This is a genomic window from Streptomyces sp. NPDC038135 (assembly GCF_055601245.1).
The window spans coordinates 1-21,659 of sequence record NZ_JBVJXS010000014.1 but is presented as its reverse complement, the minus strand read 5'-3'; the positions used below and the strand labels follow the sequence as shown (position 1 = coordinate 21,659).

Below are 21,659 nucleotides of genomic sequence, written 5' to 3'. Positions count from 1 at the left end.
GGTGATCAGCCTATAGCGGGGCGGCGCCCGGAGGACCGTGTCGCGCTACAGCGGAGGCAGCTTCGGCAGCGTGCCGCCCGTCACCTCCAGCGCGGACCCGTCGCGGCGTCCGGCGAGCCAGCCCAGCAGGTCCGCCGGCGCTCCGCTCACCGTGACCTCGGCCACGTCCGCCTCGCGCCCGGTGCGCCACGCGCGCGTACCGTCCGTGATCCGTGTCGCCGGAATCTCGGGGTGCCCGGCGAAGCGGTCCGCCAGGAAGCCGGTCTCGCGCTCCGTGAACTCCGCCGGAAGGTCCTCCAGCTCGTAGCCGATCCCCAGGTCCACGTGGTGCAGGTCGACCTCGGCCCACCGCCGGAACGGCAGCCGGGCCGCGGAGTCGGTGACGCCGTTGCGCAGCTCCACCGTCCGCGTCCAGTCCGCCGGCACCGCTCCCGCCCGCTGGAAACGGGCGGCGCTCTCGCGCACATCGGCGAGCTGGGCGGCCGGCGGCCGCGGGGCGTCCCGCTCGATGTCGGCGTCCCGGGCCTCGGCGCTGACGTACATGGGCCGGCCCTCGAGGACGTTCACGAGGGCGTCCGCGTTGCGGGCGAGGTGGGCGAGGACGTGGCCGCGCGTCCAGCCGGGCAGCCGTGACGGCTCGGCCGTCGACGCGTTGTCCAGCTTGGCGACAGCGGTGAGGAGCCGCTCGGTCGCGTCCTGCACACATGCCAGGTCATGAACGTGATCAATCATGGCCCTGACCCTAGCCTCGCCACCCCTGCGGGTGAAGGTGGTGAAGCTCGCCCCTTAATCGAAAGCACGTGCTATATCGTCGAAGGCGGCGCCGGGCATGTAACAGGGCCCGCGATTGTTATGCATCCCGGAATCCGACCGGCGCTGTCAGTGGCTCCCCCTAGTCTCGAAAGAAGCACCGGGGGCCCCGGCCCCTGTCACTTCTCTCAAGAAAGGTGCGGACCCGGCGTGGCCGACCGTCTCATCGTCCGTGGAGCGCGCGAGCACAACCTGAAGAACGTCTCGCTCGACCTCCCGCGCGACTCGCTCATCGTCTTCACGGGCCTGTCGGGGTCGGGCAAGTCCTCGCTGGCCTTCGACACGATCTTCGCCGAGGGGCAGCGGCGCTACGTGGAGTCGCTCTCCTCGTACGCCCGGCAGTTCCTCGGCCAGATGGACAAGCCGGACGTGGACTTCATCGAGGGTCTGTCCCCGGCCGTCTCCATCGACCAGAAGTCGACCTCGCGCAACCCGCGCTCGACGGTCGGCACCATCACCGAGGTCTACGACTACCTGCGTCTGCTCTTCGCGCGCATCGGCAAGCCGCACTGTCCCGAGTGCGGCCGGCCCATCTCGCGGCAGTCGCCGCAGGCCATCGTCGACAAGGTCCTGGAGCTGCCGGAGGGCAGCCGCTTCCAGGTGCTGTCGCCGCTGGTGCGCGAGCGCAAGGGCGAGTTCGTCGACCTCTTCTCCGACCTGCAGACCAAGGGCTACTCCCGCGCGCGTGTGGACGGCGAGACTATCCAGCTCTCCGAGCCGCCCACGCTGAAGAAGCAGGAGAAGCACACGATCGAGGTGGTCGTCGACCGCCTCACGGTCAAGGACTCCGCCAAGCGCCGCCTCACCGACTCCGTCGAGACCGCGCTCGGCCTGTCCGGCGGCATGGTCGTGCTCGACTTCGTCGACCTCCCCGAGGACGACCCCGAGCGCGAGCGCATGTACTCGGAGCACCTGTACTGCCCGTACGACGACCTGTCCTTCGAGGAGCTGGAGCCGCGCTCCTTCTCCTTCAACTCGCCCTTCGGCGCCTGCCCCGAGTGCACCGGCATCGGCACGCGCATGGAGGTCGACCCCGAGCTGATCGTCCCGGACGAGGACAAGTCCCTCGACGAGGGCGCCATCCACCCCTGGTCGCACGGCCACACCAAGGACTACTTCGGCCGTCTGATCGGGGCCCTCGCGGACGCCCTCGGCTTCCGCACCGACATCCCCTTCGCGGGCCTGCCCCAGCGGGCGCGGAAGGCCCTGCTGTACGGCCACAAGACCCAGATCGAGGTCCGCTACCGCAACCGGTACGGCCGCGAGCGGGTGTACACCACCCCCTTCGAGGGCGCGGTGCCCTTCGTCAAGCGCCGGCACAGCGAGGCGGAGAGCGACGCCAGCCGCGAGCGCTTCGAGGGCTACATGCGCGAAGTGCCCTGCCCCACCTGCGAGGGCACCCGCCTGAAGCCGATCGTCCTGGCCGTCACGGTCATGGGGAAGTCCATCGCCGAGGTCTCCGCGATGTCGATCAGCGACTGCGCCGACTTCCTGGGCGAGCTGAAGCTGACCGCCCGTGACAAGAAGATCGCCGAGCGGGTCCTGAAGGAGGTCAACGAGCGGCTGAAGTTCCTGGTCGACGTCGGCCTGGACTACCTCTCGCTCAACCGCGCGGCCGGCACCCTCTCCGGCGGCGAGGCCCAGCGCATCCGTCTCGCCACCCAGATCGGCTCCGGTCTGGTCGGCGTCCTGTACGTGCTGGACGAGCCGTCCATCGGCCTGCACCAGCGGGACAACCACCGGCTGATCGAGACCCTGGTCCGGCTGCGCGACATGGGCAACACGCTCATCGTCGTCGAGCACGACGAGGACACCATCAAGGTCGCCGACTGGATCGTGGACATCGGCCCCGGCGCCGGCGAGCACGGCGGCAAGGTCGTGCACAGCGGTTCCCTGAAGGAACTGCTCGCCAACACCGAGTCCGAGACCGGCCAGTACCTCTCGGGCCGCAAGGCGATCCCGCTGCCCGACGTGCGGCGCCCCCGCGACCCGTCCCGGCAGCTGACCGTGCACGGCGCGCGGGAGAACAACCTCCAGGACATCGACGTGTCCTTCCCGCTGGGCGTCTTCACGGCCGTGACGGGCGTGTCCGGCTCCGGCAAGTCGACGCTGGTCAACGACATTCTGTACACGCACCTGGCGCGCGAGCTGAACGGCGCGCGCAACGTCCCCGGACGGCACACGCGCGTGGACGGCGACGACCTGGTCGACAAGGTCGTGCACGTCGACCAGTCGCCCATCGGCCGCACCCCGCGGTCCAACCCGGCGACCTACACCGGCGTCTTCGACCACATCCGCAAGCTGTTCGCCGAGACCACCGAGGCGAAGGTCCGCGGCTACCTGCCCGGCCGCTTCTCCTTCAACGTCAAGGGCGGTCGCTGCGAGAACTGCGCGGGCGACGGCACGATCAAGATCGAGATGAACTTCCTCCCGGACGTCTACGTCCCGTGCGAGGTCTGCCACGGCGCCCGGTACAACCGGGAGACCCTGGAGGTCCACTACAAGGGCAAGTCCATCGCCGAGGTGCTGAACATGCCGATCGAGGAGGCGACCGACTTCTTCGAGGCGGTTCCGTCCATCTCCCGGCACCTGCGCACGCTGAAGGACGTCGGCCTCGGCTACGTCCGGCTCGGCCAGTCCGCGACCACCCTGTCCGGCGGTGAGGCGCAGCGCGTCAAGCTCGCCAGCGAGCTCCAGAAGCGCTCCACCGGCCGCACGGTCTACGTCCTGGACGAGCCGACCACCGGTCTGCACTTCGAGGACATCAGCAAGCTGCTGAAGGTCCTGTCCGGCCTGGTCGACAAGGGCAACACGGTCATCGTCATCGAGCACAACCTCGATGTGATCAAGACCGCCGACTGGCTCGTCGACATGGGCCCGGAGGGCGGCGCCGGCGGCGGCCTCGTGGTCGCCGAGGGCACGCCCGAGGAGGTCGCCGGGGTTCCGGCGAGCCACACCGGCAAGTTCCTGCGCGAGGTCCTCGGCGCCGACCGCGTCAGCGACGCGGCACCGGTGAAGGCGCCGCGCGGCACGGCGGCCAAGCGGACCGCCGCCGCCCGGTCGACGGCGAAGAAGACGGTGACGGCCAAGGCCAACAACACGGCCACCGCCAAGAAGGCGTCGCCGGCGAAGACCGCACCGGCGAAGAAGACGACCCGGGCCCGCAAGGCCTGAGGTCACCGGCGGCGCTCCTGACGCGCCGGCCGGCAGACGGCGCCCCGCGATGACGCATCGCGGGGCGCCGCCTGTGTACGAGTGGGGCTACAGCTCGCCCAGTTCGGCCGCGAACGGCGGTTCCGCCCCCGCCCGCGAGCAGGTGATCGCCGCCGCGCGCGCCGCGAACCGCAGCAGCCGCCGCCAGCCGTCCGGGCCCAGGGCCGCGAGGCCCCCGGGCGACAGCGCGTCCTGGGCGGCCAGTCCGTGCAGCAGGGCCGCGTTCACGGTGTCGCCGGCGCCGATGGTGTCCACGACCTCGACCTTCTCACCCGGTACGGAGTACTCGGCGCCGTCCCGGGTGTGCACGGTGAGGCCCTCGCCGCCCCGGGTCACCACGACCGCCGAAGGCCCCGCGGCCAGCCACTCCCGCGGGGTGCCGCCGAGCCACTCGGCGTCCTCGGCGGACAGCTTCAGCAGCGTCACCGAGGGCAGCCAGCCGCAAAAGCGCGCCCGGTAGGCGTCCGCGTCCGGGATCAGTCCGGTGCGGATGTTGGGGTCGAGGGCGGTGAACAGGCCCTGCGCGGCCGCTTCGCGCATCAGCTTCTCGTAGGCGCTCGCCCCGGGCTCCAGGACGAGCGAGCAGGTACCGAAGGACACCGCGCGCGTGCCCGCCGGGAGAGCGGCGGGGGCGGTGAAGAGGCGGTCGGCGGTGCCGTCCACGTAGAACGAGTAGGCGGCCGAGCCGTCGGTGTCGACGGTGGCGACGGCCAGGGTGGTCGGCTCGGGACCGCGCTGCACGTCCGACACCTCCACCCCGGCCCGCCGCAGCCCGTCCAGCAGGGCCTCCCCGAACGGGTCGCGTGAGGCGCGGGAGCAGAAGGCGGTCCGGGAGCCGAGACGGCCGAGGGCCACGGCGGTGTTGTACGGGCCGCCGCCCAGCGCCGGCTTCAGGTCGGCCAGGGCGCCCGGGCCGCGCGGGACCAGGTCGATCAGTGCCTCTCCGGCGACGACGATCACGAGGCGGTTCCCCTCTCCAGAGGCGTGGATGGTTCCGTGGTCCCGCCGGTTCCGGCCGGCGGGGAGCCCACGGCCTCGTCCCGCCGTTCCGGGCATCCGCAGGAGGTGCGGTGGACGAAGGCGCAGGGCAGCCGGACGGTCCTGGGAGGCCGGCCCGGCTCGGCCAGCCGCTCCAGGAGCACATCGACGGCCCGCGCGCCGATCTCCCTGCTGGGCTGGGCTATGGCGGTGAGCCGGGGCGAGAACAGGTCGGCCCAGGCGAAGTCGTCGAAGCAGCCCAGGGCGATGCCGTCCGGTACGGCCAGATTCCGCTCGCGCAGGGTGCGCAGGGCTCCGATGGTCATGGCGTTGTTGGCTGTGACGAGGGCGGTGGGCGGAGCGGGCAGGGCGAGCAGCGCGGCCGTGGCCCGCTCGGCGCCGGCCGACTCCGACAGACCGGACACCACGAGATCCTGGTCGAAGGCCAGTCCGGCGGCGGCGAGGCCCTGCCGGTAACCGGCGATCCGCTCCTCGGTGGTGCTCAGGCCGGGCAGGCCCGCGACCAGGCCGATCCGGCGGTGGCCGAGACCCGCGAGATGACCGGTGAGATCCGCCATCGGGCCGGCGTTCTCGGCGCACACCTGGTCGAACAGGCCTTGGCCGGGGGCTGTGCCGCCGGCCACGGGTTCGGTGGCCGGGAGCACCCGGTCGAGGAACACGGCGGGCACGGCATGACGTCCGAGGTAGGCGACGAGGTCGTGCGGGCGGGCGGACGGGGCGACGATCATGCCGTCCACCCGGCGTTCGTGGAGGAGCTGCACCACCTTGCGCTCGTGCGCGGGGTCGTCGTGCGGATCGGCGATGAGGAGGCTGTAGCCGGCCGCGAGGGCGGCTGCCTCGACTCCCTGGAGGATCTCCGTGAAGTAGGGGTTGCTGATCGCCGACACCGCGAGACCGATGGAGCGGGTGCGGGACGTGACCAGTGAGCGGGCCAGGGTGTTGGGGGTGTAGCCGAGGGCGTCGACGGCGTCGAGCACGGCCTGCCGGGTGGAGGGCAGCACCGGGCGCGTGCCGTTGAGCACGTGGGAGACGGTCGCCACGGAGACTCCGGCGCTGCGGGCCACGTCCGCCATGGTGGGCATCGAGTCGTCCCTTCTCTCCGGCCGTGGCCGGGAAGGTATCGCATCCGCGCGGCCCACGTAAACGCTTGCGCAAACGTTTACGTCTCCCGGTCCTCGCACCTCAGTCACCGTCCCTCCGAAGGCTCCCCTACGGACAGCCGCCTCCGGAACGCACGCCGGACGCACGTCGGACCGGCCGCGGAACACACCCCGGACTCGCCCCCGACCCCACCCCATACGAACGTCGGGCCCGCCCCCCGGGTGCCGGCCGTCCCCGGGTATCGTCGGGCTGCACGCCCCCTGACCAGTGGAGATCTGATGCCCGCCCGATCGTCAGCGAGCCGCCGTACCGTCCTCCGCGGAGCCGCCGTGGCCCCGGCCGCGGGGCTGGGCCTCGCCGCCTGCTCGGCCCCGGGCGACGACTCGGCCGACGCGAGCCCGACCACGCCTGTCGACCTCGGCACGGAGAGCGAGATCGCGAAGGGCGGCGCCAAGCTCTACCGGGACCGGAACGTGGTGGTCAGCAGGGACGCGGGCGGGGCGCTCAAGGCGTACAGCACCGTCTGCACCCACGCCGGCTGCGTGATCAACAAGCTCCGGGGCACCACGCTCGTCTGCCCCTGTCACGGCAGCGAGTTCGACGCGGTGACCGGCGAGGTGCTGCAGGCCCCGGCCACCGAGCCGCTCGGCGAACTCCCCGTCCGCGCCTCGAAAGGGCGGATCATCGCCGGGCCCGGCGCCTGAGCCGGTTCATCCCTGCGGGATCACTCCCACTCCCACGCGATGCCCACCAGCCCCGGCCGGATCCGGGGCTCGACCACGTGGACGCCGTGGTGCGGCGCGCTGATCCGCAGTTCCTGCCTGCCGCCGCGCGGGGCAGCCGGGCTGTGCTGGGTGAAGCGGTGGCAGCGGGCCGGCAGCGCCGCCGCGTCGAAGCTCACCTGGAGCGCGTACTGGCCGCCCGGGAAACCGAACCGGTGGACGTACTCGCCCGAGACCCCCGCCGTGCCGTCCTCGACGCCGTAGCGGAAGAGGAACGTGTCGCCGGAGCGCAGCCGGGTGCCGAACAGCAGCTCCGTCACCAGCACACCGGTGTCCTTGTCCCAGCGCGTCCGCCCGGTGCGGCAGTTCTCCAGCGCGCGCACCGTCATCGCGCCCGGACTGCAACCGGGGTCGCCGTGGTGGACTGCCACGAAACGGTCGACGCCGTCGCGATGGGCCCGCACGATGTGGTGGGACTCCAGGCCGGCGAGCTCGCGCCGGGCGCCGATCCGGACGCGCTCGTGGTGGCCCAGGGTGTGCAGTCCCCCGTCCAGGTGCCAGTCCAGATCGGCCCGCAGCCGGTTCCCGGCGTCACAGGCCGCCGCCCGGGAGCGGTAGGAACGGGCCGGGCGGCCCGGCCCGGCCTCGTCCGGTTCGGTGAGCAGCCGGATCAGCGACTCGTCCGGCAGCCGCAGGATCTCCTCGAGGGCCCGTACCGCGCGCAGCGACTCCGGGCGCTGCGGGCGCCGGGCCCCCTGCTGCCAGTAGCTCAGACTCGTGATGCCGACCCTGACCCCGTGGCGGGAGAGATGGTGCTGCACGCGCTGGAGCGGCAGCCCGCGGGCGGCGATCGCGGCGCGCAGCGCCACATGGAAGGGGCCGCCCCGCAGGGCCGTGTCGAGTTCGGCGGTGGGGACGTCCGCGTGCTCTGTGGCGTGCCGCATGGACAGAGGCCTTTCTGTGAGGTGTCACGACGGCTGGTCAGACCGCTGGCGCGGGCGCGGGTCCACCCCCGTGGGCGCCCGGGCACGCCCGTCTCCGCGCACGTCGCGTCCGTGCCCGGTGGGCACGGCCCCGAGTTCCCACGCATTGAAGCGTGTTGACCATGCCCCGACAACACCGCGGACCGGTCGCGGTCGGCTCTGGCCGGGTCACGGCCCCCGCACGCGCTGTTTCCGGCCGCCCCCGCCCGCCCGTCGAGCCGCCCCCGCCCGCCCGTCGAGCCCGACCCCGTCCGTCCGGCGAGTTGCTGACCCGAGTGCGCGGCCCACGGGCCCGACGCGCTGTCGGTCCTCGCCAGTAGGGTGTGAAGCATGGCCGACCCCTCCAGCTACCGCCCCAGGCCGGGTGAGATCCCGGACTCTCCGGGGGTGTACAGGTTCCGTGACGAGCACCGCCGGGTGATCTACGTCGGAAAGGCGAAGAGCCTGCGCCAGCGCCTGGCGAACTACTTCCAGGACCTGGCGGGCCTGCACCCCCGCACCCGGACGATGGTGACCACCGCCGCGTCCGTGGAGTGGACCGTGGTGTCCACGGAGGTCGAGGCGCTGCAGCTGGAGTACTCCTGGATCAAGGAGTTCGACCCCCGGTTCAACGTCAAGTACCGCGACGACAAGAGCTACCCGTACCTCGCGGTGACGATGAACGAGGAGTTCCCGCGCGTCCAGGTGATGCGCGGTCACAAGAAGAAGGGCGTCAGGTATTTCGGCCCGTACGCGCACGCGTGGGCCATCCGGGACACCGTCGACCTGCTGCTGCGCGTCTTCCCGGTGCGCACCTGCTCGGCCGGTGTCTTCAAGAACGCCGCCCGCACGGGCCGTCCCTGCCTGCTTGGCTACATCGGCAAGTGCTCCGCCCCCTGCGTCGGCCGGATCAGCCCGGAGGACCACCGGGAGCTGGCCGAGGAGTTCAGCGACTTCATGGCCGGCCGCACCGGCACCTACCTCCGCCGTCTGGAGAACCGGATGACGGAGGCGGCGGAGGAGATGGAGTACGAGCGGGCCGCCCGCCTGCGCGACGACATCGGGGCCCTGAGAAAGGCCATGGAGAAGAACGCGGTCGTGCTCGCCGACGCGACCGACGCCGACCTCATCGCCGTCGCCGAGGACGAGCTGGAGGCGGCGGTGCAGATCTTCCACGTCCGTGGCGGCCGGGTCCGCGGCCAGCGCGGCTGGGTGACGGACAAGGTCGAGGACGTCACCACCGGCGCCCTCGTCGAGCACGCCCTGCAGCAGCTCTACGGCGAGGAGAGCGGGGACGCCGTGCCCAAGGAGGTCCTGGTCCCGGCCCTGCCGGAGCCGGTCGAGCCGGTCCAGGAGTGGCTGGCAGTCCGCCGCGGGGCGAACGTCTCGCTGCGCGTGCCGCAGCGCGGCGACAAGAAGGCGCTCATGGAGACCGTGGAGCGCAACGCCCTGCAGGCCCTCGCCCTGCACAAGACCAAGCGCGCCTCCGACCTGACCACGCGCTCGCGCGCGCTGGAGGAGATCGCCGAGGCCCTCGACCTGGACAGCGCGCCGCTGCGGATCGAGTGCTACGACATCTCGCACCTCCAGGGGGACGACGTGGTCGCCTCCATGGTCGTCTTCGAGGACGGACTGCAGCGCAAGAGCGAGTACCGCCGCTTCCAGATCAAGGGCTTCGCCGGGCAGGACGACGTCCGCTCCATGCACGAGGTGATCAGCCGCCGCTTCCGGCGCTACCTGGCCGAGAAGGAGCGGACGGGGGAGTGGACCGACGGCGAGCAGGCGACGGCCGACGGCGCGCTCGCACTCGGCGACGGCGCTCCGGCACTCGCGGACGAGGCGCCTGCCCTCGCTGTCGGGGGTCCGGAGCTCGCGGACGAGGGGGCCGCGCCCGCTGTCGGCGGTCCGGCACTCAGGGGCGAAGGAACCACGCCCGCTGACGGCGGCCCCGCGCTCCCCGGCGAGGGAGCCGCGCCCGCCGAGGGCGGAACCGCGTCCGCAGGGGGCGCGGCGGCTCCACTCGGCGGTACGGACGTGATCGACGGCGCACTCAAGGACGACGACGGGCGCCCCAGGAAGTTCGCCTACCCGCCCCAGCTCGTGGTCGTCGACGGCGGGCAGCCGCAGGTCGCCGCGGCGCGCCGGGCGCTGGACGAGCTGGGCATCGACGACATCGCCGTGTGCGGGCTCGCCAAGCGCCTGGAGGAGGTCTGGGTGCCCGGCGAGGACGACCCCGTTGTCCTGCCCCGCACCAGCGAGGGGCTGTACCTGCTCCAGCGCGTCCGCGACGAGGCCCACCGCTTCGCGATCACCTACCAGCGCACCAAGCGCGCCAAGCGTTTCCGCGCAGGACCCCTGGACGACGTGCCCGGCCTCGGCGACACCCGCAAACAGGCGCTCATCAAGCATTTCGGCTCGGTGAAGAGGCTGCGGTCGGCGACAATCGAACAGATCCAGGAGGTGCCCGGGATAGGCCGGAAGACGGCCGAGACCATCGCCGCGGCCCTCGCCGGGGCGGTCCCGGCCGGACCCGCCGTGAACACGGCGACCGGAGAGATCATTGAGGACGAGGAACCCGTGACGGCGGCGGGTTCCGCGGGGGAGCCCGTGAGCGCGGGCCCCCCGGACGAACGACGGGGGCAGGAGACATGACCGAGCACGACGCACAGCCCACGCCACGACGAGAACAGGCGCCCGGGGAAGCGGGCGGGAACCAGCCGCGGCAGGCGGCCGGAGCACACCCGGGGCAGCCGGTCCAGGACAACGGAGCACAGGTGAGTACGGACGTCACACCGGCCGGCCCCGCCGAGGCGGCCATCCCCGAGCTGGTGATCATCTCCGGCATGTCCGGAGCGGGCCGCTCGACGGCGGCCAAGTGCCTGGAGGACCTCGGCTGGTTCGTCGTCGACAACCTGCCGCCCGCCCTCATCCCGACCATGGTCGAGCTGGGCGCCCGCTCCCAGGGCAACGTGGCCCGGATCGCGGTCGTCGTCGACGTGCGCGGCCGCCGCTTCTTCGACAATCTGCGCGAGTCCCTCGCGGACCTGGAGGCCAAGCACGTCACCCGGCGGATCGTCTTCCTTGAGTCGTCCGACGACGCGCTGGTGCGCCGCTTCGAGTCGGTGCGCCGGCCGCACCCGCTGCAGGGCGACGGCCGGATCGTCGACGGCATCGCCGCCGAGCGCGAACTGCTGCGCGAGCTGCGCGGCGACGCCGACCTGGTGATCGACACCTCCAGCCTCAATGTGCACGAGCTGCGCGCCAAGATGGACGCCCAGTTCGCCGGGGAGGAGGAGCCCGAACTGCGGGCCACCGTCATGTCCTTCGGCTTCAAGTACGGCCTCCCGGTCGACGCCGACCTGGTCGCGGACATGCGCTTCCTGCCCAACCCGCACTGGGTCCCGGAGCTGCGGCCGTACACCGGCCTCAACGAGGAGGTCGCCCGCTACGTCTTCAACCAGCCCGGCGCCAAGGAGTTCCTCGACCGCTACGCCGAACTGCTGCGCCTCATCGCGGCCGGCTACCGGCGCGAGGGCAAGCGGTACGTGACGATCGCCATCGGCTGCACCGGGGGCAAGCACCGCTCGGTGGCGATGTCGGAGAAGCTCGCCGCGCGCCTCGTGGCCGAGGGCGTGGAGACGGTGGTCGTCCACCGGGACATGGGACGGGAATGACGGAACGCACACGGCGGCTGAGCCGGCTGCGCCGCATGGCGCCGGACAGCCGCTCGGGCCGCACGACGGCCGACGGCGGGGCGGTCCGCCCCGCCGAGGCGCGCGGCGGCCGGCCCCGCAGGCGCGGCGCCCAGCCCAAGGTCGTCGCGCTCGGCGGCGGCATGGGCCTGTCCGCCTCGCTCGCCGCACTGCGCCGGATCACCGGTGACCTGACCGCCGTCGTCACGGTGGCCGACGACGGCGGCTCCAGCGGGCGCCTGCGCGACGAGCTGGGCGTGCTGCCGCCCGGCGACCTGCGCAAGGCGCTGGCCGCGCTGTGCGGGGACGACGACTGGGGCCAGACCTGGGCCCGGGTCATCCAGCACCGCTTCCAGTCACAGGGCGACCTGCACGACCACGCGGTCGGCAATCTGCTGATCGTGGCCCTGTGGGAGCAGCTCGGCGACCACGTCCAGGCCCTGGACCTGGTCGGCAAGCTGCTCGGCGCGCACGGGCGGGTACTGCCCATGTCCGCCGTGCCGCTGGAGCTGCAGGCCCTGGTCAAGGGGCACGACCCCGAGCGCCCCGAGGACGTCGACACCGTCCGCGGCCAGGCGACGGTGGCCCTCACCCCGGGCGAGGTGCAGTCCGTGCACCTCGTGCCGCACGACCCGCCCGCCGTCCCGGAGGCCGTCGCCGCCGTGCTGGACGCGGACTGGGTGGTGCTGGGTCCGGGCTCCTGGTTCTCCTCGGTCATCCCGCACCTGCTCGTCCCCGAGCTGCTGGACGCCCTCACCGCGACCAAGGCGCGCCGTGTACTGTCGCTGAACCTCGCCCCGCAGCCCGGAGAAACCGACGGCTTCTCCCCGCAGCGTCATTTGGAGGTTTTGGGGCGACACGCCCCTAAACTCGCCCTGGACGTGGTGCTGGCCGACGAGGCCGCCGTGCCCGACCGCGACTCGCTCACCGAGGCCGCCAAGCGGCTCGGAGCCGCGGTCGAGCTGGCGCCGGTGGCCCGGCCCGACGGAAGCCCCAGGCACGACCCGGAGCTGTTGGCCGCCGCGTACGACCGTATTTTTCGGATGCATGGAAGGATCGGCCCATGGCGATGACGGCAGCGGTGAAGGACGAGATCTCCCGGCTCCCCGTCACCCGGACCTGCTGCAGGAAGGCGGAGGTCTCCGCCATTCTGCGGTTCGCCGGCGGCCTTCACCTGGTGAGCGGGCGCATCGTGATCGAGGCGGAGCTGGACACCGCGATGGCCGCCCGCCGGCTCAAGCGGGACATCCTGGAGATCTTCGGCCACAGCTCGGAACTGATCGTGATGGCGCCCGGCGGCCTGCGCCGCGGCTCGCGCTACGTCGTGCGGGTGGTGGCGGGCGGCGACCAGCTGGCCCGCCAGACCGGGCTCGTCGACGGCCGCGGCCGTCCGATCCGCGGCCTGCCCCCGCAGGTGGTCTCGGGGGCCACCTGCGACGCGGAGGCCGCCTGGCGCGGGGCGTTCCTGGCGCACGGCTCGCTGACCGAGCCGGGCCGCTCCTCCTCCCTGGAGGTGACGTGCCCCGGACCGGAGGCCGCGCTCGCCCTGGTCGGTGCGGCCCGCCGGCTCTCCATCGCGGCCAAGGCCCGCGAGGTGCGCGGGGTGGACCGGGTGGTCGTGCGCGACGGTGACGCGATCGGCGCCCTGCTGACCCGGCTCGGCGCGCACGAGTCGGTGCTGGCCTGGGAGGAGCGCCGGATGCGGCGCGAGGTGCGGGCCACCGCCAACCGGCTCGCCAACTTCGACGACGCCAACCTGCGCCGCTCGGCCCGCGCCGCCGTGGCCGCGGGCGCCCGGGTGCAGCGCGCCCTGGAGATCCTCGGCGAGGAGGTGCCCGAGCACCTCGCCGCCGCCGGGCGGCTGCGCATGGAGCACAAGCAGGCCTCCCTGGAGGAGCTGGGCGCGCTCGCCGACCCGCCGCTCACCAAGGACGCGGTCGCGGGCCGGATCCGCCGGCTGCTGGCGATGGCCGACAAGCGCGCCTCCGACCTGGGCATCCCGGGCACCGAGTCCAACCTCTCGGAGGAGCTCGCGGACAACCTGGCGGGCTGATCCGCGCCACGCCGACTCGCCGGTGCCGGGGCCCTTCCGGGGCGCCGGCACCGGCGTTCGCGTGTCCATGTGGCGCCCTTGACTCGATCTTGAGGTGACATGAACCTGGCAGCCTGGTCGCCGCTGTGGCGGTCAGGCCCTAGGGGGGTTCATGAGACACAGAGCGAGATCGATCCTCGCCGTCGGCGCGCTCCTCGCCGGAGCCGCCAGCCTCACGCCCGTCGCCCGGGCGCAGGACCCGGGTTCCGCCCCGCCCCGCTCCGACGAGGTGAAGGTCTTCCGCGCCCAGGTCACCCGCCAGCAGTTACCCCTGCTCCTCGCGGCCGGCCAGGACGGCCGGGAGCTGTCCGAGCAGGTGGGCGCCGGCGGCCGGACGGCCGTCGAGGTCTACCTGACCGACCGGCAGGCGAGGAGGCTCGAACAGCAGGGCGTCCGGCTCATCGAGCACACCCTGCCGGCCCGGACCGAGGCCCGCCTGAAGGGCGCCGCGCAGGGCGTGTTCCGTCCGTACAGCGGCGACGGCGGCCTGAAGGAGGAGATCCTGCGCACGGCGCGGGCCAACCCCGGGCTGACGAAGGTCGAGTCCATCGGGAGGACCGTCGGCGGCCAGGACATCGTCGCGCTCCGGCTGACCAGGGACGCCGGGAAGTCGAAGGACGGTTCCAAACCCGCCGTGCTGTACATGTCCAACCAGCACGCGCGCGAGTGGATCACGCCGGAGACGACCCGCCGCCTGATGCACTACTACCTCGACCACTACCGGACCGACCGGCGGATCCGGAGGATCGTCGACTCGACCGAGCTGTGGTTCGTCCTCTCGGCCAACCCCGACGGCTACGACTACACCTTCAAGAGCCCCGGCAACCGGCTGTGGCGCAAGAACCTCCGCGACGTCAACGGCGACGGTGTCATCAGCGCCGGCGACGGCGTCGACCTCAACCGCAACTTCGCGTACAAGTGGGGCTACGACGACGAGGGTTCGTCCCCCAGCCCGGCCGACGAGACCTACCGCGGCGCGCGCCCCGGGTCCGAGCCCGAGACCGCGGCCCTCGACGCCCTCGAGAAGCGGGTCGGCTTCAAGTACGCCGTCAACTACCACTCGGCGGCCGAACTCCTGCTGTACGGCGTCGGCTGGCAGGTGGCCACGCCCACCCCCGACGACGTCCTGTACCGGGCGCTCGCCGGCACCCCCGCCCGGCCGGCCGTGCCGGGCTACCACTCACAGCTCTCCTCGGAGCTGTACACCACCAACGGCGAGGCGGACGGCCATGCCTCGAACGTCAACGGGGTCTCGATGTTCACCCCCGAGATGTCGACCTGTCAGACCGCCTCGGAGGTCGATCCGGACGACGCCTGGAAGCCCCAGGACTGCCAGTCGGTGTTCAACTTCCCCGACGACGAGAAGCTGATCCAGCAGGAGTTCGCGAAGAACGTCCCCTTCGCACTCTCGGTCGCCGAGACCGCCGCCCACCCGGACCGGCCGGTCTCCGCGGTCGGGCTCGCCGCCGCCGACATCACCCCGGCCGCGTTCACGACGTCGTACTCCGGCGGCGCCGGCCAGGAGGTCTCGGCCGTCGTCCGCAGGGCGGTCCGCGACAAGACGCTCAAGTACCGCGTCAACAAGGGCCGTACGCACGAGCGGCCGCTGCGGCCCTGGAAGGGCGGCCGGACCTACGGCGGCGAGGACAACCTCTACTTCGACGAGTACCGGGCCACGGTGCGCGGAGGCAGGCCGGGCGACCGGGTCGAGGTGTGGTTCACCGGTGAGGCCGGCAAGGGCGGCAGAGCCGGCAAGGTGACCGGACCGCACTTCACGTACACCGTCGCCGAGCGGCCCCGCGCTGACACCCTCGTCGTCGCCGAGGAGGGCGCGAGCGCCCCCGAGGCGGGGAAGTACGCGGACGCGCTCCGGGCGGCCGGGCGCCGGGCGGTCGTGTGGGACGTGGCCGCCCGGGGCGCCCCGGACGCCCTCGGCGTGCTGAAGCACTTCCGCACCGTCGTGCACTACTCGGGCGCGGGCGGACCCGCCGATGCCACCCAGCTCCAGCTGCGCGCCTACCTCAACGAGGGCGGGAAACTGATCGAGGCCGGCGAGCTGGCCGGCGGCAGCGTGGACCTCGGCGGCGGCGCGCGCTCGGACGACTTCAGCCAGTACTACCTGGGCGCCTACAGCCGTACCTCGACCAAGGGGGTCACCGGCTTCACCGGATCCGGCGCCCTGGCCGGCTACAGCGGCGCCCTCGGCGACGCGCCCGGCAACCCGCTCGACCGGGCCGGCGCCTACGGCGTCACCTCCGACGAGCTGCCGCCGTCCGCGTACCCGCAGTTCCGGAGCGAGGGCGCGGGCCGGTTCGCCGGCGCCGTCAACCCGTACGGCCCGTACAGCGGCTCCGCCATGGCGGCCGCGGTGCACACCGACGACGCCTACAAGCGCCTCACCCGCACCATCGACCTCACCGGTGTCACCGCGGCGGAGCGGCCCACCCTCTCCACCCGTCTGCTGTGGGACACCGAACCCGGCTACGACCACGCCGTGATCGAGGCGCACACCGTCGGCGCCGGCGACTGGACGACCCTGCCGGAGACGGGCGGTGCCACCACCGACTCCGTGCCGGCCGAGTGCGGAGCCGGCTTCCTGATCGGCGAGCACCCGTGGCTCGGGCACTATCTGACGCTCGCGGACCACGCCTGCGCCGCGACCGGCACCACCGGCTCGTGGCACAGCCTCACCGGCAGCTCCGACGGCTGGCGGCAGGCCGGCTTCGACCTCAGCGCCTACGCCGGGCGGACGGTGGAGGTCTCCATCGCCTACGTCACCGACCCGGGCAGCGGCGGCCACGGCGTGCTCGCCGACGACGCCTCCCTCGTCGTCGGCGGCGCGGCGAAGGACACCGAGGGATTCGAGACGTCCCTCGGCGCCTGGCGGGTGTCCGGACCGCCCGCGGGAAGTCCGGCGGCGCTGAAGGACTGGACGCGGACCGGAGCCCTGTTCCAGACCTACGGAGCGGTCGCCACCGACGACACGGTGCTGCTCGGATTCGGCCTGGAACAGGTGCCGTCGGCCGCCGACCGGGCAGCCGTGATGAGGAAGGCGCTCGCCGCACTCGACAGGTGAGCGAGACCCCCTCTCAACGGTGCGGCGAGGCTTGGTCATCAGGTGAGCCGACCCGCTCACGAACGAGTGAAAAAGGCTCCGTCGGGCACTCGCTTTCCGTAACAAACAGGAGTGAAACGACTGCCGATCCGGGAGGGTCCGTACCCTACTGACGGGTACGGACCGCCTGCCCGTGTATGCGGCATCTCGATGTCACCTCGGGGCCCCCAGAGGGGTAGGGTCGGGGGTGGTCGGGGACATCCCAAATACAGCTCGCCGGCACCGCATGGCCGGCGTACCAACGAGGAGATCGGTTCGTGACGATCCGCGTAGGCATCAACGGCTTCGGCCGCATCGGGCGTAACTACTTCCGCGCACTGCTGCAGCAGGGTGCGGACATCGAGGTCGTGGCCGTCAACGACCTGGGTGACACCGCGACCACCGCGCACCTGCTGAAGTACGACACGATCCTGGGCCGCCTCAAGGAAGAGGTCTCCCACACCGCCGACACGATCACCGTCGACGGCCACACCATCAAGGTGCTGTCGGAGCGCAACCCGTCCGACATCCCCTGGGGCGAGCTGGGCGTCGACATCGTCATCGAGTCGACCGGCATCTTCACCAAGAAGGAAGACGCCGAGAAGCACATCGCCGGCGGCGCCAAGAAGGTCCTCATCTCGGCTCCGGCCAAGGGCGAGGACATCACCATCGTGATGGGCGTCAACCAGGACAAGTACGACCCGGCGAACCACCACGTCATCTCCAACGCCTCCTGCACCACCAACTGCGTGGCGCCGATGGCGAAGGTGCTCGACGAGAACTTCGGCATCGTCAAGGGCCTGATGACGACGGTGCACGCGTACACGAACGACCAGCGCATCCTTGACTTCCCGCACAAGGACCTGCGCCGCGCCCGTGCCGCCGCCGAGAACATCATCCCGACCACCACGGGCGCCGCCAAGGCCACCGCGCTGGTCCTGCCGCAGCTCAAGGGCAAGCTGGACGGCATCGCGATGCGCGTGCCGGTTCCCACCGGCTCCGCCACCGACCTCGTCGTGACGCTCCAGCGCGAGGTCACCAAGGACGAGGTCAACGCCGCGTTCAAGAAGGCCTCCGAGGACGGCGCCCTCAAGGGCTTCCTGGCCTACACCGAGGACGAGATCGTCTCCTCGGACATCGTCGGCGACCCGGCCTCCTGCACCTTCGACTCGTCCCTGACCATGGTCCAGGACGGCAACTCGGTGAAGATCCTCGGCTGGTACGACAACGAGTGGGGCTACTCCAACCGCCTCGTCGACCTCACGGTCTTCGTCGGCGACCAGCTCTGATCGTCCAGAGCACAGCAGCAGGACCTTGAAGTGAGAGCAGGGCTCGGGCAGCGCACCGTCGCGCTGTCCGGGCCCTGTCTCGCGTACGGATCACGCCCCCATACGATCAGGGGCATCAAGAGCCCTCCTCAGGAGTCCACCCCATGAAGACGATCGACGAACTTCTCGCCGACGGCGTGAGCGGAAAGCGGGTCTTCGTCCGCGCCGACCTCAACGTGCCGCTCGCCGACGGGACCATCACCGACGACGGCCGCATCCGCGCCGTCCTGCCCACCGTGAAGGCCCTCGCGGACGCGGGCGCCAAGGTGGTCGTCGCCTCGCACCTGGGCCGTCCCAAGGGCGCCCCGGACCCCGCCTTCTCCCTCGCCCCGGTCGCCTCCCGCCTCGGTGAACTCCTCGGTTCGGACGTGGCCTTCGCGGCCGACACGGTGGGCCCGTCCGCGCAGGAGACGGTCGCCGGCCTCGCCGACGGCCGGGTCGCCGTCCTGGAGAACCTCCGCTTCAACCCGGGCGAGACGGCCAAGGACGACGCCGAGCGCGCCGCGTTCGCCGACCAGCTCGCCGCCCTCGCCGACGTGTACGTCGGTGACGGCTTCGGCGCGGTGCACCGGGGGCACGCCTCCGTCTACGACCTCCCGGCCCGGCTGCCGCACTACGCCGGCTACCTCATCGCCACCGAGGTCGGCGTCCTCAGGAAGCTCACCGAGGACGTCAAGCGCCCCTACGTCGTCGCGCTCGGCGGCGCCAAGGTCTCCGACAAGCTCGCCGTCATCGACGAGCTGCTCGGCAAGGCCGACCGCCTCCTCATCGGCGGCGGCATGGCCTACACCTTCCTGAAGGCCAAGGGCTACGAGGTCGGCATCTCCCTCCTGCAGGAGGACCAGGTCCCGGCCGTCACCGAGTACATGGAGCGCGCGGAGAAGCAGGGCGTCGAGCTGCTGCTGCCGCTCGACGTCGTGGTCTCCCGCGAGTTCCCCGACCTCAAGGCCAAGGCCCCGACCGAGCACGGCGTGGTCGACGCGGACAAGATCCCCGCCGACCAGGAGGGCCTGGACATCGGCCCGAAGACCCGAGAGCTCTACGCCTCGAAGCTCGCCGACGCCGAGACCGTCTTCTGGAACGGTCCCATGGGCGTCTTCGAGCACCCCGACTACGCCGAGGGCACCAAGGCGGTCGCCCAGGCCCTCGTGGAAACCGACGGCTTCACCGTCGTCGGCGGCGGTGACTCCGCCGCGGCCGTGCGTACGCTCGGCTTCGACGAGAACGCATTCGGCCACATCTCGACCGGTGGCGGCGCCTCCCTCGAATACCTCGAGGGCAAGACGCTCCCCGGCCTCGCCGCACTGGAGGACTGAACCCGATGAGCACGCGCACGCCGCTGATGGCGGGCAACTGGAAGATGAACCTCAACCACCTCGAGGCCATCGCGCACGTCCAGAAGCTCGCCTTCGCCCTGGCCGACAAGGACTACGAGGCCGTCGAGGTCGCCGTCCTGCCGCCCTTCACCGACCTGCGCTCCGTGCAGACCCTGGTCGACGGCGACAAGCTGAAGATCAAGTACGGCGCCCAGGACCTCTCGGCCCAGGACTCCGGCGCCTACACCGGCGAGATCTCCGGCTCGATGCTGGCCAAGCTGAAGTGCACGTACGTGGCGGTCGGCCACTCCGAGCGCCGGCAGTACCACAACGAGACCGACGACGTCGTGAACGCCAAGGTCAAGGCCGCCTACAGGCACGGACTGACCCCGATCCTCTGCGTCGGCGAGGAGCTGGACGTCCGCGAGGCGGGCGACCACGTCTCGCACACCCTCGCCCAGGTCGAGGGCGGCCTGAAGGACCTCCCGGCCGAGCAGGCCGAGACGATCGTGATCGCCTACGAGCCCGTCTGGGCCATCGGCACCGGCAAGGTCTGCGGCGCCACGGACGCCCAGGAGGTCTGCGCCGCGATCCGCGCCAAGCTCGCCGAGCTGTACTCCCAGGAGCTGGCCGACAAGGTCCGCATCCAGTACGGCGGCTCCGTGAAGTCGGGCAACGTCGCCGAGATCATGGCGCAGGCCGACATCGACGGCGCGCTGGTCGGCGGCGCCTCGCTGGACGCCGACGAGTTCGTGAAGATCGTCCGCTTCCGCGATCAGTGACCCTGACCGTGAGTAGGCGGTAACGGCGATTCGTCGTACCCTTGCGGGGGCACGGCCCAGGTGCTGTGCCCCCGTCGTCCATCCGATTCCGAGGAAGTTGGTCCAGCCGTGGTTCTGGGGTTCTCGATCGCCCTGATCGTCTTCAGCCTGCTGATGATGCTGCTGGTGCTGATGCACAAGGGAAAGGGCGGCGGCCTCTCCGACATGTTCGGTGGCGGCATGCAGTCCTCCGTCGGCGGCTCCTCGGTCGCCGAGCGCAACCTGGACCGGATCACCATCGTGGTCGGGGTGCTGTGGTTCGCCTGCATCGTCGTCCTCGGCCTGCTGATGAAGTCGAACGGCTGATCCGCACCGCCCAGGTACATCCATTCCGTACGTAAGGCCCCATGTTCGGTACGCGCTCCGGTGCGCGGCCTATCATGGGGCTTGCGTCTAGGTGCGGGGCCGGTAACTCCAATCACTGGACGCGCGTTGGGCCTTACGTAGACTGAGGCGCTCGCAGCGAAGTGAAACGCCGACTCGCTTTGCGGCACCATCACGCAGGGAGTTACGACCGTGGCAAGTGGCAACGCGATCCGAGGTAGCCGGGTCGGGGCGGGGCCGATGGGCGAGGCCGAGCGCGGCGAGTCCGCGCCGCGTCTGCGCATCTCCTTCTGGTGCTCCAACGGGCACGAGACCCAGCCCAGCTTCGCCAGCGACGCGCAGGTGCCCGATACCTGGGACTGCCCGCGCTGCGGCTTCCCGGCCGGCCAGGACCGGGACAACCCGCCGGACCCGCCGCGCACCGAGCCGTACAAGACGCACCTCGCGTACGTACGGGAGCGGCGCAGCGACGCGGACGGCGAGGCGATCCTCGCCGAGGCCCTCGCCAAACTGCGCGGCGAGATCTGAGACCTGTGACCGGCCGGGTGCCCTGAGCGCCCGGCCGCTGCTGTAGCGGCACCCCGCGCACAGCCGCCTTCCCCAGGCGTGCCGCCATCGCGCTGACACCTGCCCGCAAGCCGGACGTACCTGTTGTTGCCCGCGTGGACGACGTCATGAGCGCTCGTCCCCGGTGCTGATCAACTAGGTTGGGACCGGCAGCGGGGCAAGGTACACAGCAGGACAGCTCGCAGGAAAGAAGGCTGACGTCGAGATGAACGCAGACGGCCGTACCAGGCTCAACCAGACGCCCGAGTGGAGCGCTCTCGCCAAGCACCGGGAGGAGCTGGCCGACACCCATCTGCGGGACCTGTTCGCCGCCGATCCGGCGCGCGGCGCCGGGTACACGCTGCAGGTCGGCGACCTGCACATCGACTACTCCAAGCACCTGGTCACCGACGACACGCTGCGGCTGCTGCGCGACCTCGCCGCCGCGACCGACGTCTTCGGCCTGCGGGACGCCATGTTCCGCGGTGAGAGGATCAACATCACCGAGGACCGGGCGGTGCTGCACACCGCGCTGCGGGCCGCTCCGGACGCGGTGATCGAGGTCGACGGCGAGAACGTCGTGCCCCGGGTGCACGCCGTGCTGGACAAGATGGCGGGCTTCGCCGAGCGGGTCCGGTC

The 21,659-nt window shown here is 71.8% G+C and carries 16 protein-coding genes and 1 pseudogene; 13 read left to right on the top strand and 4 right to left on the bottom strand.

Annotated elements, in window-relative coordinates; translation table 11 throughout:
• Nucleotides 1-45: 45 nt before the first annotated feature.
• Complete coding sequence (locus ACZ7JA_RS33295) at nt 46-732, bottom strand: maleylpyruvate isomerase family mycothiol-dependent enzyme (protein WP_393428781.1); 687 nt, start codon at nt 730-732, stop codon at nt 46-48.
• Nucleotides 733-960: 228 nt separating this feature from the next.
• Between ACZ7JA_RS33295 and uvrA the strand changes: the two genes are divergently transcribed.
• Complete coding sequence (gene uvrA, locus ACZ7JA_RS33290) at nt 961-3,984, top strand: excinuclease ABC subunit UvrA (RefSeq protein WP_470812171.1); 3,024 nt, start codon at nt 961-963, stop codon at nt 3,982-3,984.
• A gap of 87 nt (nt 3,985-4,071) precedes the next feature.
• On the opposite strand, the gene ACZ7JA_RS33285 is transcribed toward uvrA, so the two are convergent.
• A complete protein-coding gene (locus ACZ7JA_RS33285; protein ID WP_470812169.1) occupies nt 4,072-4,983 on the bottom strand; it encodes a carbohydrate kinase family protein in 912 nt (303 codons plus the stop codon).
• On the bottom strand, nt 4,980-6,104 hold the full coding sequence (locus ACZ7JA_RS33280; RefSeq protein WP_470812167.1) for a LacI family DNA-binding transcriptional regulator: 1,125 nt from the start codon (nt 6,102-6,104) through the stop codon (nt 4,980-4,982). The genes ACZ7JA_RS33285 and ACZ7JA_RS33280 overlap by 4 nt, the downstream gene beginning before the upstream one ends.
• A gap of 297 nt (nt 6,105-6,401) precedes the next feature.
• Here ACZ7JA_RS33280 and ACZ7JA_RS33275 point away from each other — a divergent pair, with 297 nt between their 5' ends.
• Nucleotides 6,402-6,827 (top strand): Rieske (2Fe-2S) protein, encoded by a 426-nt coding sequence (locus tag ACZ7JA_RS33275; RefSeq protein ID WP_470812165.1) that lies wholly within the window; start codon nt 6,402-6,404, stop codon nt 6,825-6,827.
• A 20-nt stretch (nt 6,828-6,847) separates the two neighbouring features.
• Here the strand turns inward: ACZ7JA_RS33275 and ACZ7JA_RS33270 are convergent, their stop codons facing one another.
• Nucleotides 6,848-7,789 (bottom strand): hypothetical protein, encoded by a 942-nt coding sequence (locus tag ACZ7JA_RS33270; RefSeq protein ID WP_351672866.1) that lies wholly within the window; start codon nt 7,787-7,789, stop codon nt 6,848-6,850.
• 369 nt (nt 7,790-8,158) lie between these two features.
• On the opposite strand from ACZ7JA_RS33270, the gene uvrC reads away from it, so the two are divergent.
• The 11 genes and pseudogenes from uvrC to ACZ7JA_RS33215 form a co-directional block, all read left to right on the top strand.
• Entirely contained in the window at nt 8,159-10,459 is a 2,301-nt protein-coding gene (uvrC, locus tag ACZ7JA_RS33265) for an excinuclease ABC subunit UvrC (RefSeq protein ID WP_470812163.1), read from the top strand.
• Nucleotides 10,456-11,481, top strand: a complete 1,026-nt coding sequence (gene rapZ / locus ACZ7JA_RS33260; protein WP_351672862.1) for an RNase adapter RapZ — start codon at nt 10,456-10,458, stop codon at nt 11,479-11,481. Before uvrC ends, rapZ begins: the two co-directional genes overlap by 4 nt.
• Entirely contained in the window at nt 11,478-12,572 is a 1,095-nt protein-coding gene (locus tag ACZ7JA_RS33255) for a gluconeogenesis factor YvcK family protein (RefSeq protein ID WP_389451971.1), read from the top strand. Before rapZ ends, ACZ7JA_RS33255 begins: the two co-directional genes overlap by 4 nt.
• Complete coding sequence (gene whiA / locus ACZ7JA_RS33250; protein ID WP_351672858.1) at nt 12,563-13,552, top strand: DNA-binding protein WhiA; 990 nt, start codon at nt 12,563-12,565, stop codon at nt 13,550-13,552. Before ACZ7JA_RS33255 ends, whiA begins: the two co-directional genes overlap by 10 nt.
• Before the next feature lie 151 nt (nt 13,553-13,703).
• Nucleotides 13,704-16,667, top strand: a complete 2,964-nt coding sequence (locus ACZ7JA_RS33245; protein WP_470812160.1) for a M14 family metallopeptidase — start codon at nt 13,704-13,706, stop codon at nt 16,665-16,667.
• 296 nt (nt 16,668-16,963) lie between these two features.
• Complete coding sequence (gene gap, locus ACZ7JA_RS33240; protein WP_351672854.1) at nt 16,964-17,974, top strand: type I glyceraldehyde-3-phosphate dehydrogenase; 1,011 nt, start codon at nt 16,964-16,966, stop codon at nt 17,972-17,974.
• 143 nt (nt 17,975-18,117) lie between these two features.
• Complete coding sequence (locus ACZ7JA_RS33235) at nt 18,118-19,329, top strand: phosphoglycerate kinase (RefSeq protein ID WP_351672852.1); 1,212 nt, start codon at nt 18,118-18,120, stop codon at nt 19,327-19,329.
• A 5-nt stretch (nt 19,330-19,334) separates the two neighbouring features.
• Nucleotides 19,335-20,111 carry a triose-phosphate isomerase gene (gene tpiA, locus ACZ7JA_RS33230; RefSeq protein WP_351672850.1) on the top strand — a complete coding sequence of 259 codons (777 nt, stop codon included), beginning with the start codon at nt 19,335-19,337 and terminating at the stop codon, nt 20,109-20,111.
• Between the two features lie 108 nt (nt 20,112-20,219).
• Nucleotides 20,220-20,456, top strand: coding sequence for a preprotein translocase subunit SecG (gene secG / locus ACZ7JA_RS33225; protein WP_450746890.1), 237 nt, complete (start codon nt 20,220-20,222; stop codon nt 20,454-20,456).
• Between the two features lie 210 nt (nt 20,457-20,666).
• Nucleotides 20,667-21,002 (top strand): RNA polymerase-binding protein RbpA, encoded by a 336-nt coding sequence (locus ACZ7JA_RS33220; protein WP_003957010.1) that lies wholly within the window; start codon nt 20,667-20,669, stop codon nt 21,000-21,002.
• A gap of 244 nt (nt 21,003-21,246) precedes the next feature.
• Nucleotides 21,247-21,659, top strand: a pseudogene (locus ACZ7JA_RS33215) (glucose-6-phosphate isomerase); the annotation flags it as partial.

Bases quoted from the DNA above. Each gene is read 5' to 3' on its own strand.
- ACZ7JA_RS33235 (WP_351672852.1), top strand. From the start codon at position 18,118: ATGAAGACGATCGACGAACTTCTCGCCGACGGCGTGAGCGGAAAGCGG.
- ACZ7JA_RS33280 (WP_470812167.1), bottom strand. From the start codon at position 6,104: ATGCCCACCATGGCGGACGTGGCCCGCAGCGCCGGAGTCTCCGTGGCG.
- whiA (WP_351672858.1), top strand. From the start codon at position 12,563: ATGGCGATGACGGCAGCGGTGAAGGACGAGATCTCCCGGCTCCCCGTC.
- ACZ7JA_RS33245 (WP_470812160.1), top strand. From the start codon at position 13,704: ATGAGACACAGAGCGAGATCGATCCTCGCCGTCGGCGCGCTCCTCGCC.
- ACZ7JA_RS33255 (WP_389451971.1), top strand. From the start codon at position 11,478: ATGACGGAACGCACACGGCGGCTGAGCCGGCTGCGCCGCATGGCGCCG.
- uvrC (WP_470812163.1), top strand. From the start codon at position 8,159: ATGGCCGACCCCTCCAGCTACCGCCCCAGGCCGGGTGAGATCCCGGAC.
- ACZ7JA_RS33295 (WP_393428781.1), bottom strand. From the start codon at position 732: ATGATTGATCACGTTCATGACCTGGCATGTGTGCAGGACGCGACCGAG.
- ACZ7JA_RS33275 (WP_470812165.1), top strand. From the start codon at position 6,402: ATGCCCGCCCGATCGTCAGCGAGCCGCCGTACCGTCCTCCGCGGAGCC.
- tpiA (WP_351672850.1), top strand. From the start codon at position 19,335: ATGAGCACGCGCACGCCGCTGATGGCGGGCAACTGGAAGATGAACCTC.
- rapZ (WP_351672862.1), top strand. From the start codon at position 10,456: ATGACCGAGCACGACGCACAGCCCACGCCACGACGAGAACAGGCGCCC.
- ACZ7JA_RS33270 (WP_351672866.1), bottom strand. From the start codon at position 7,789: ATGCGGCACGCCACAGAGCACGCGGACGTCCCCACCGCCGAACTCGAC.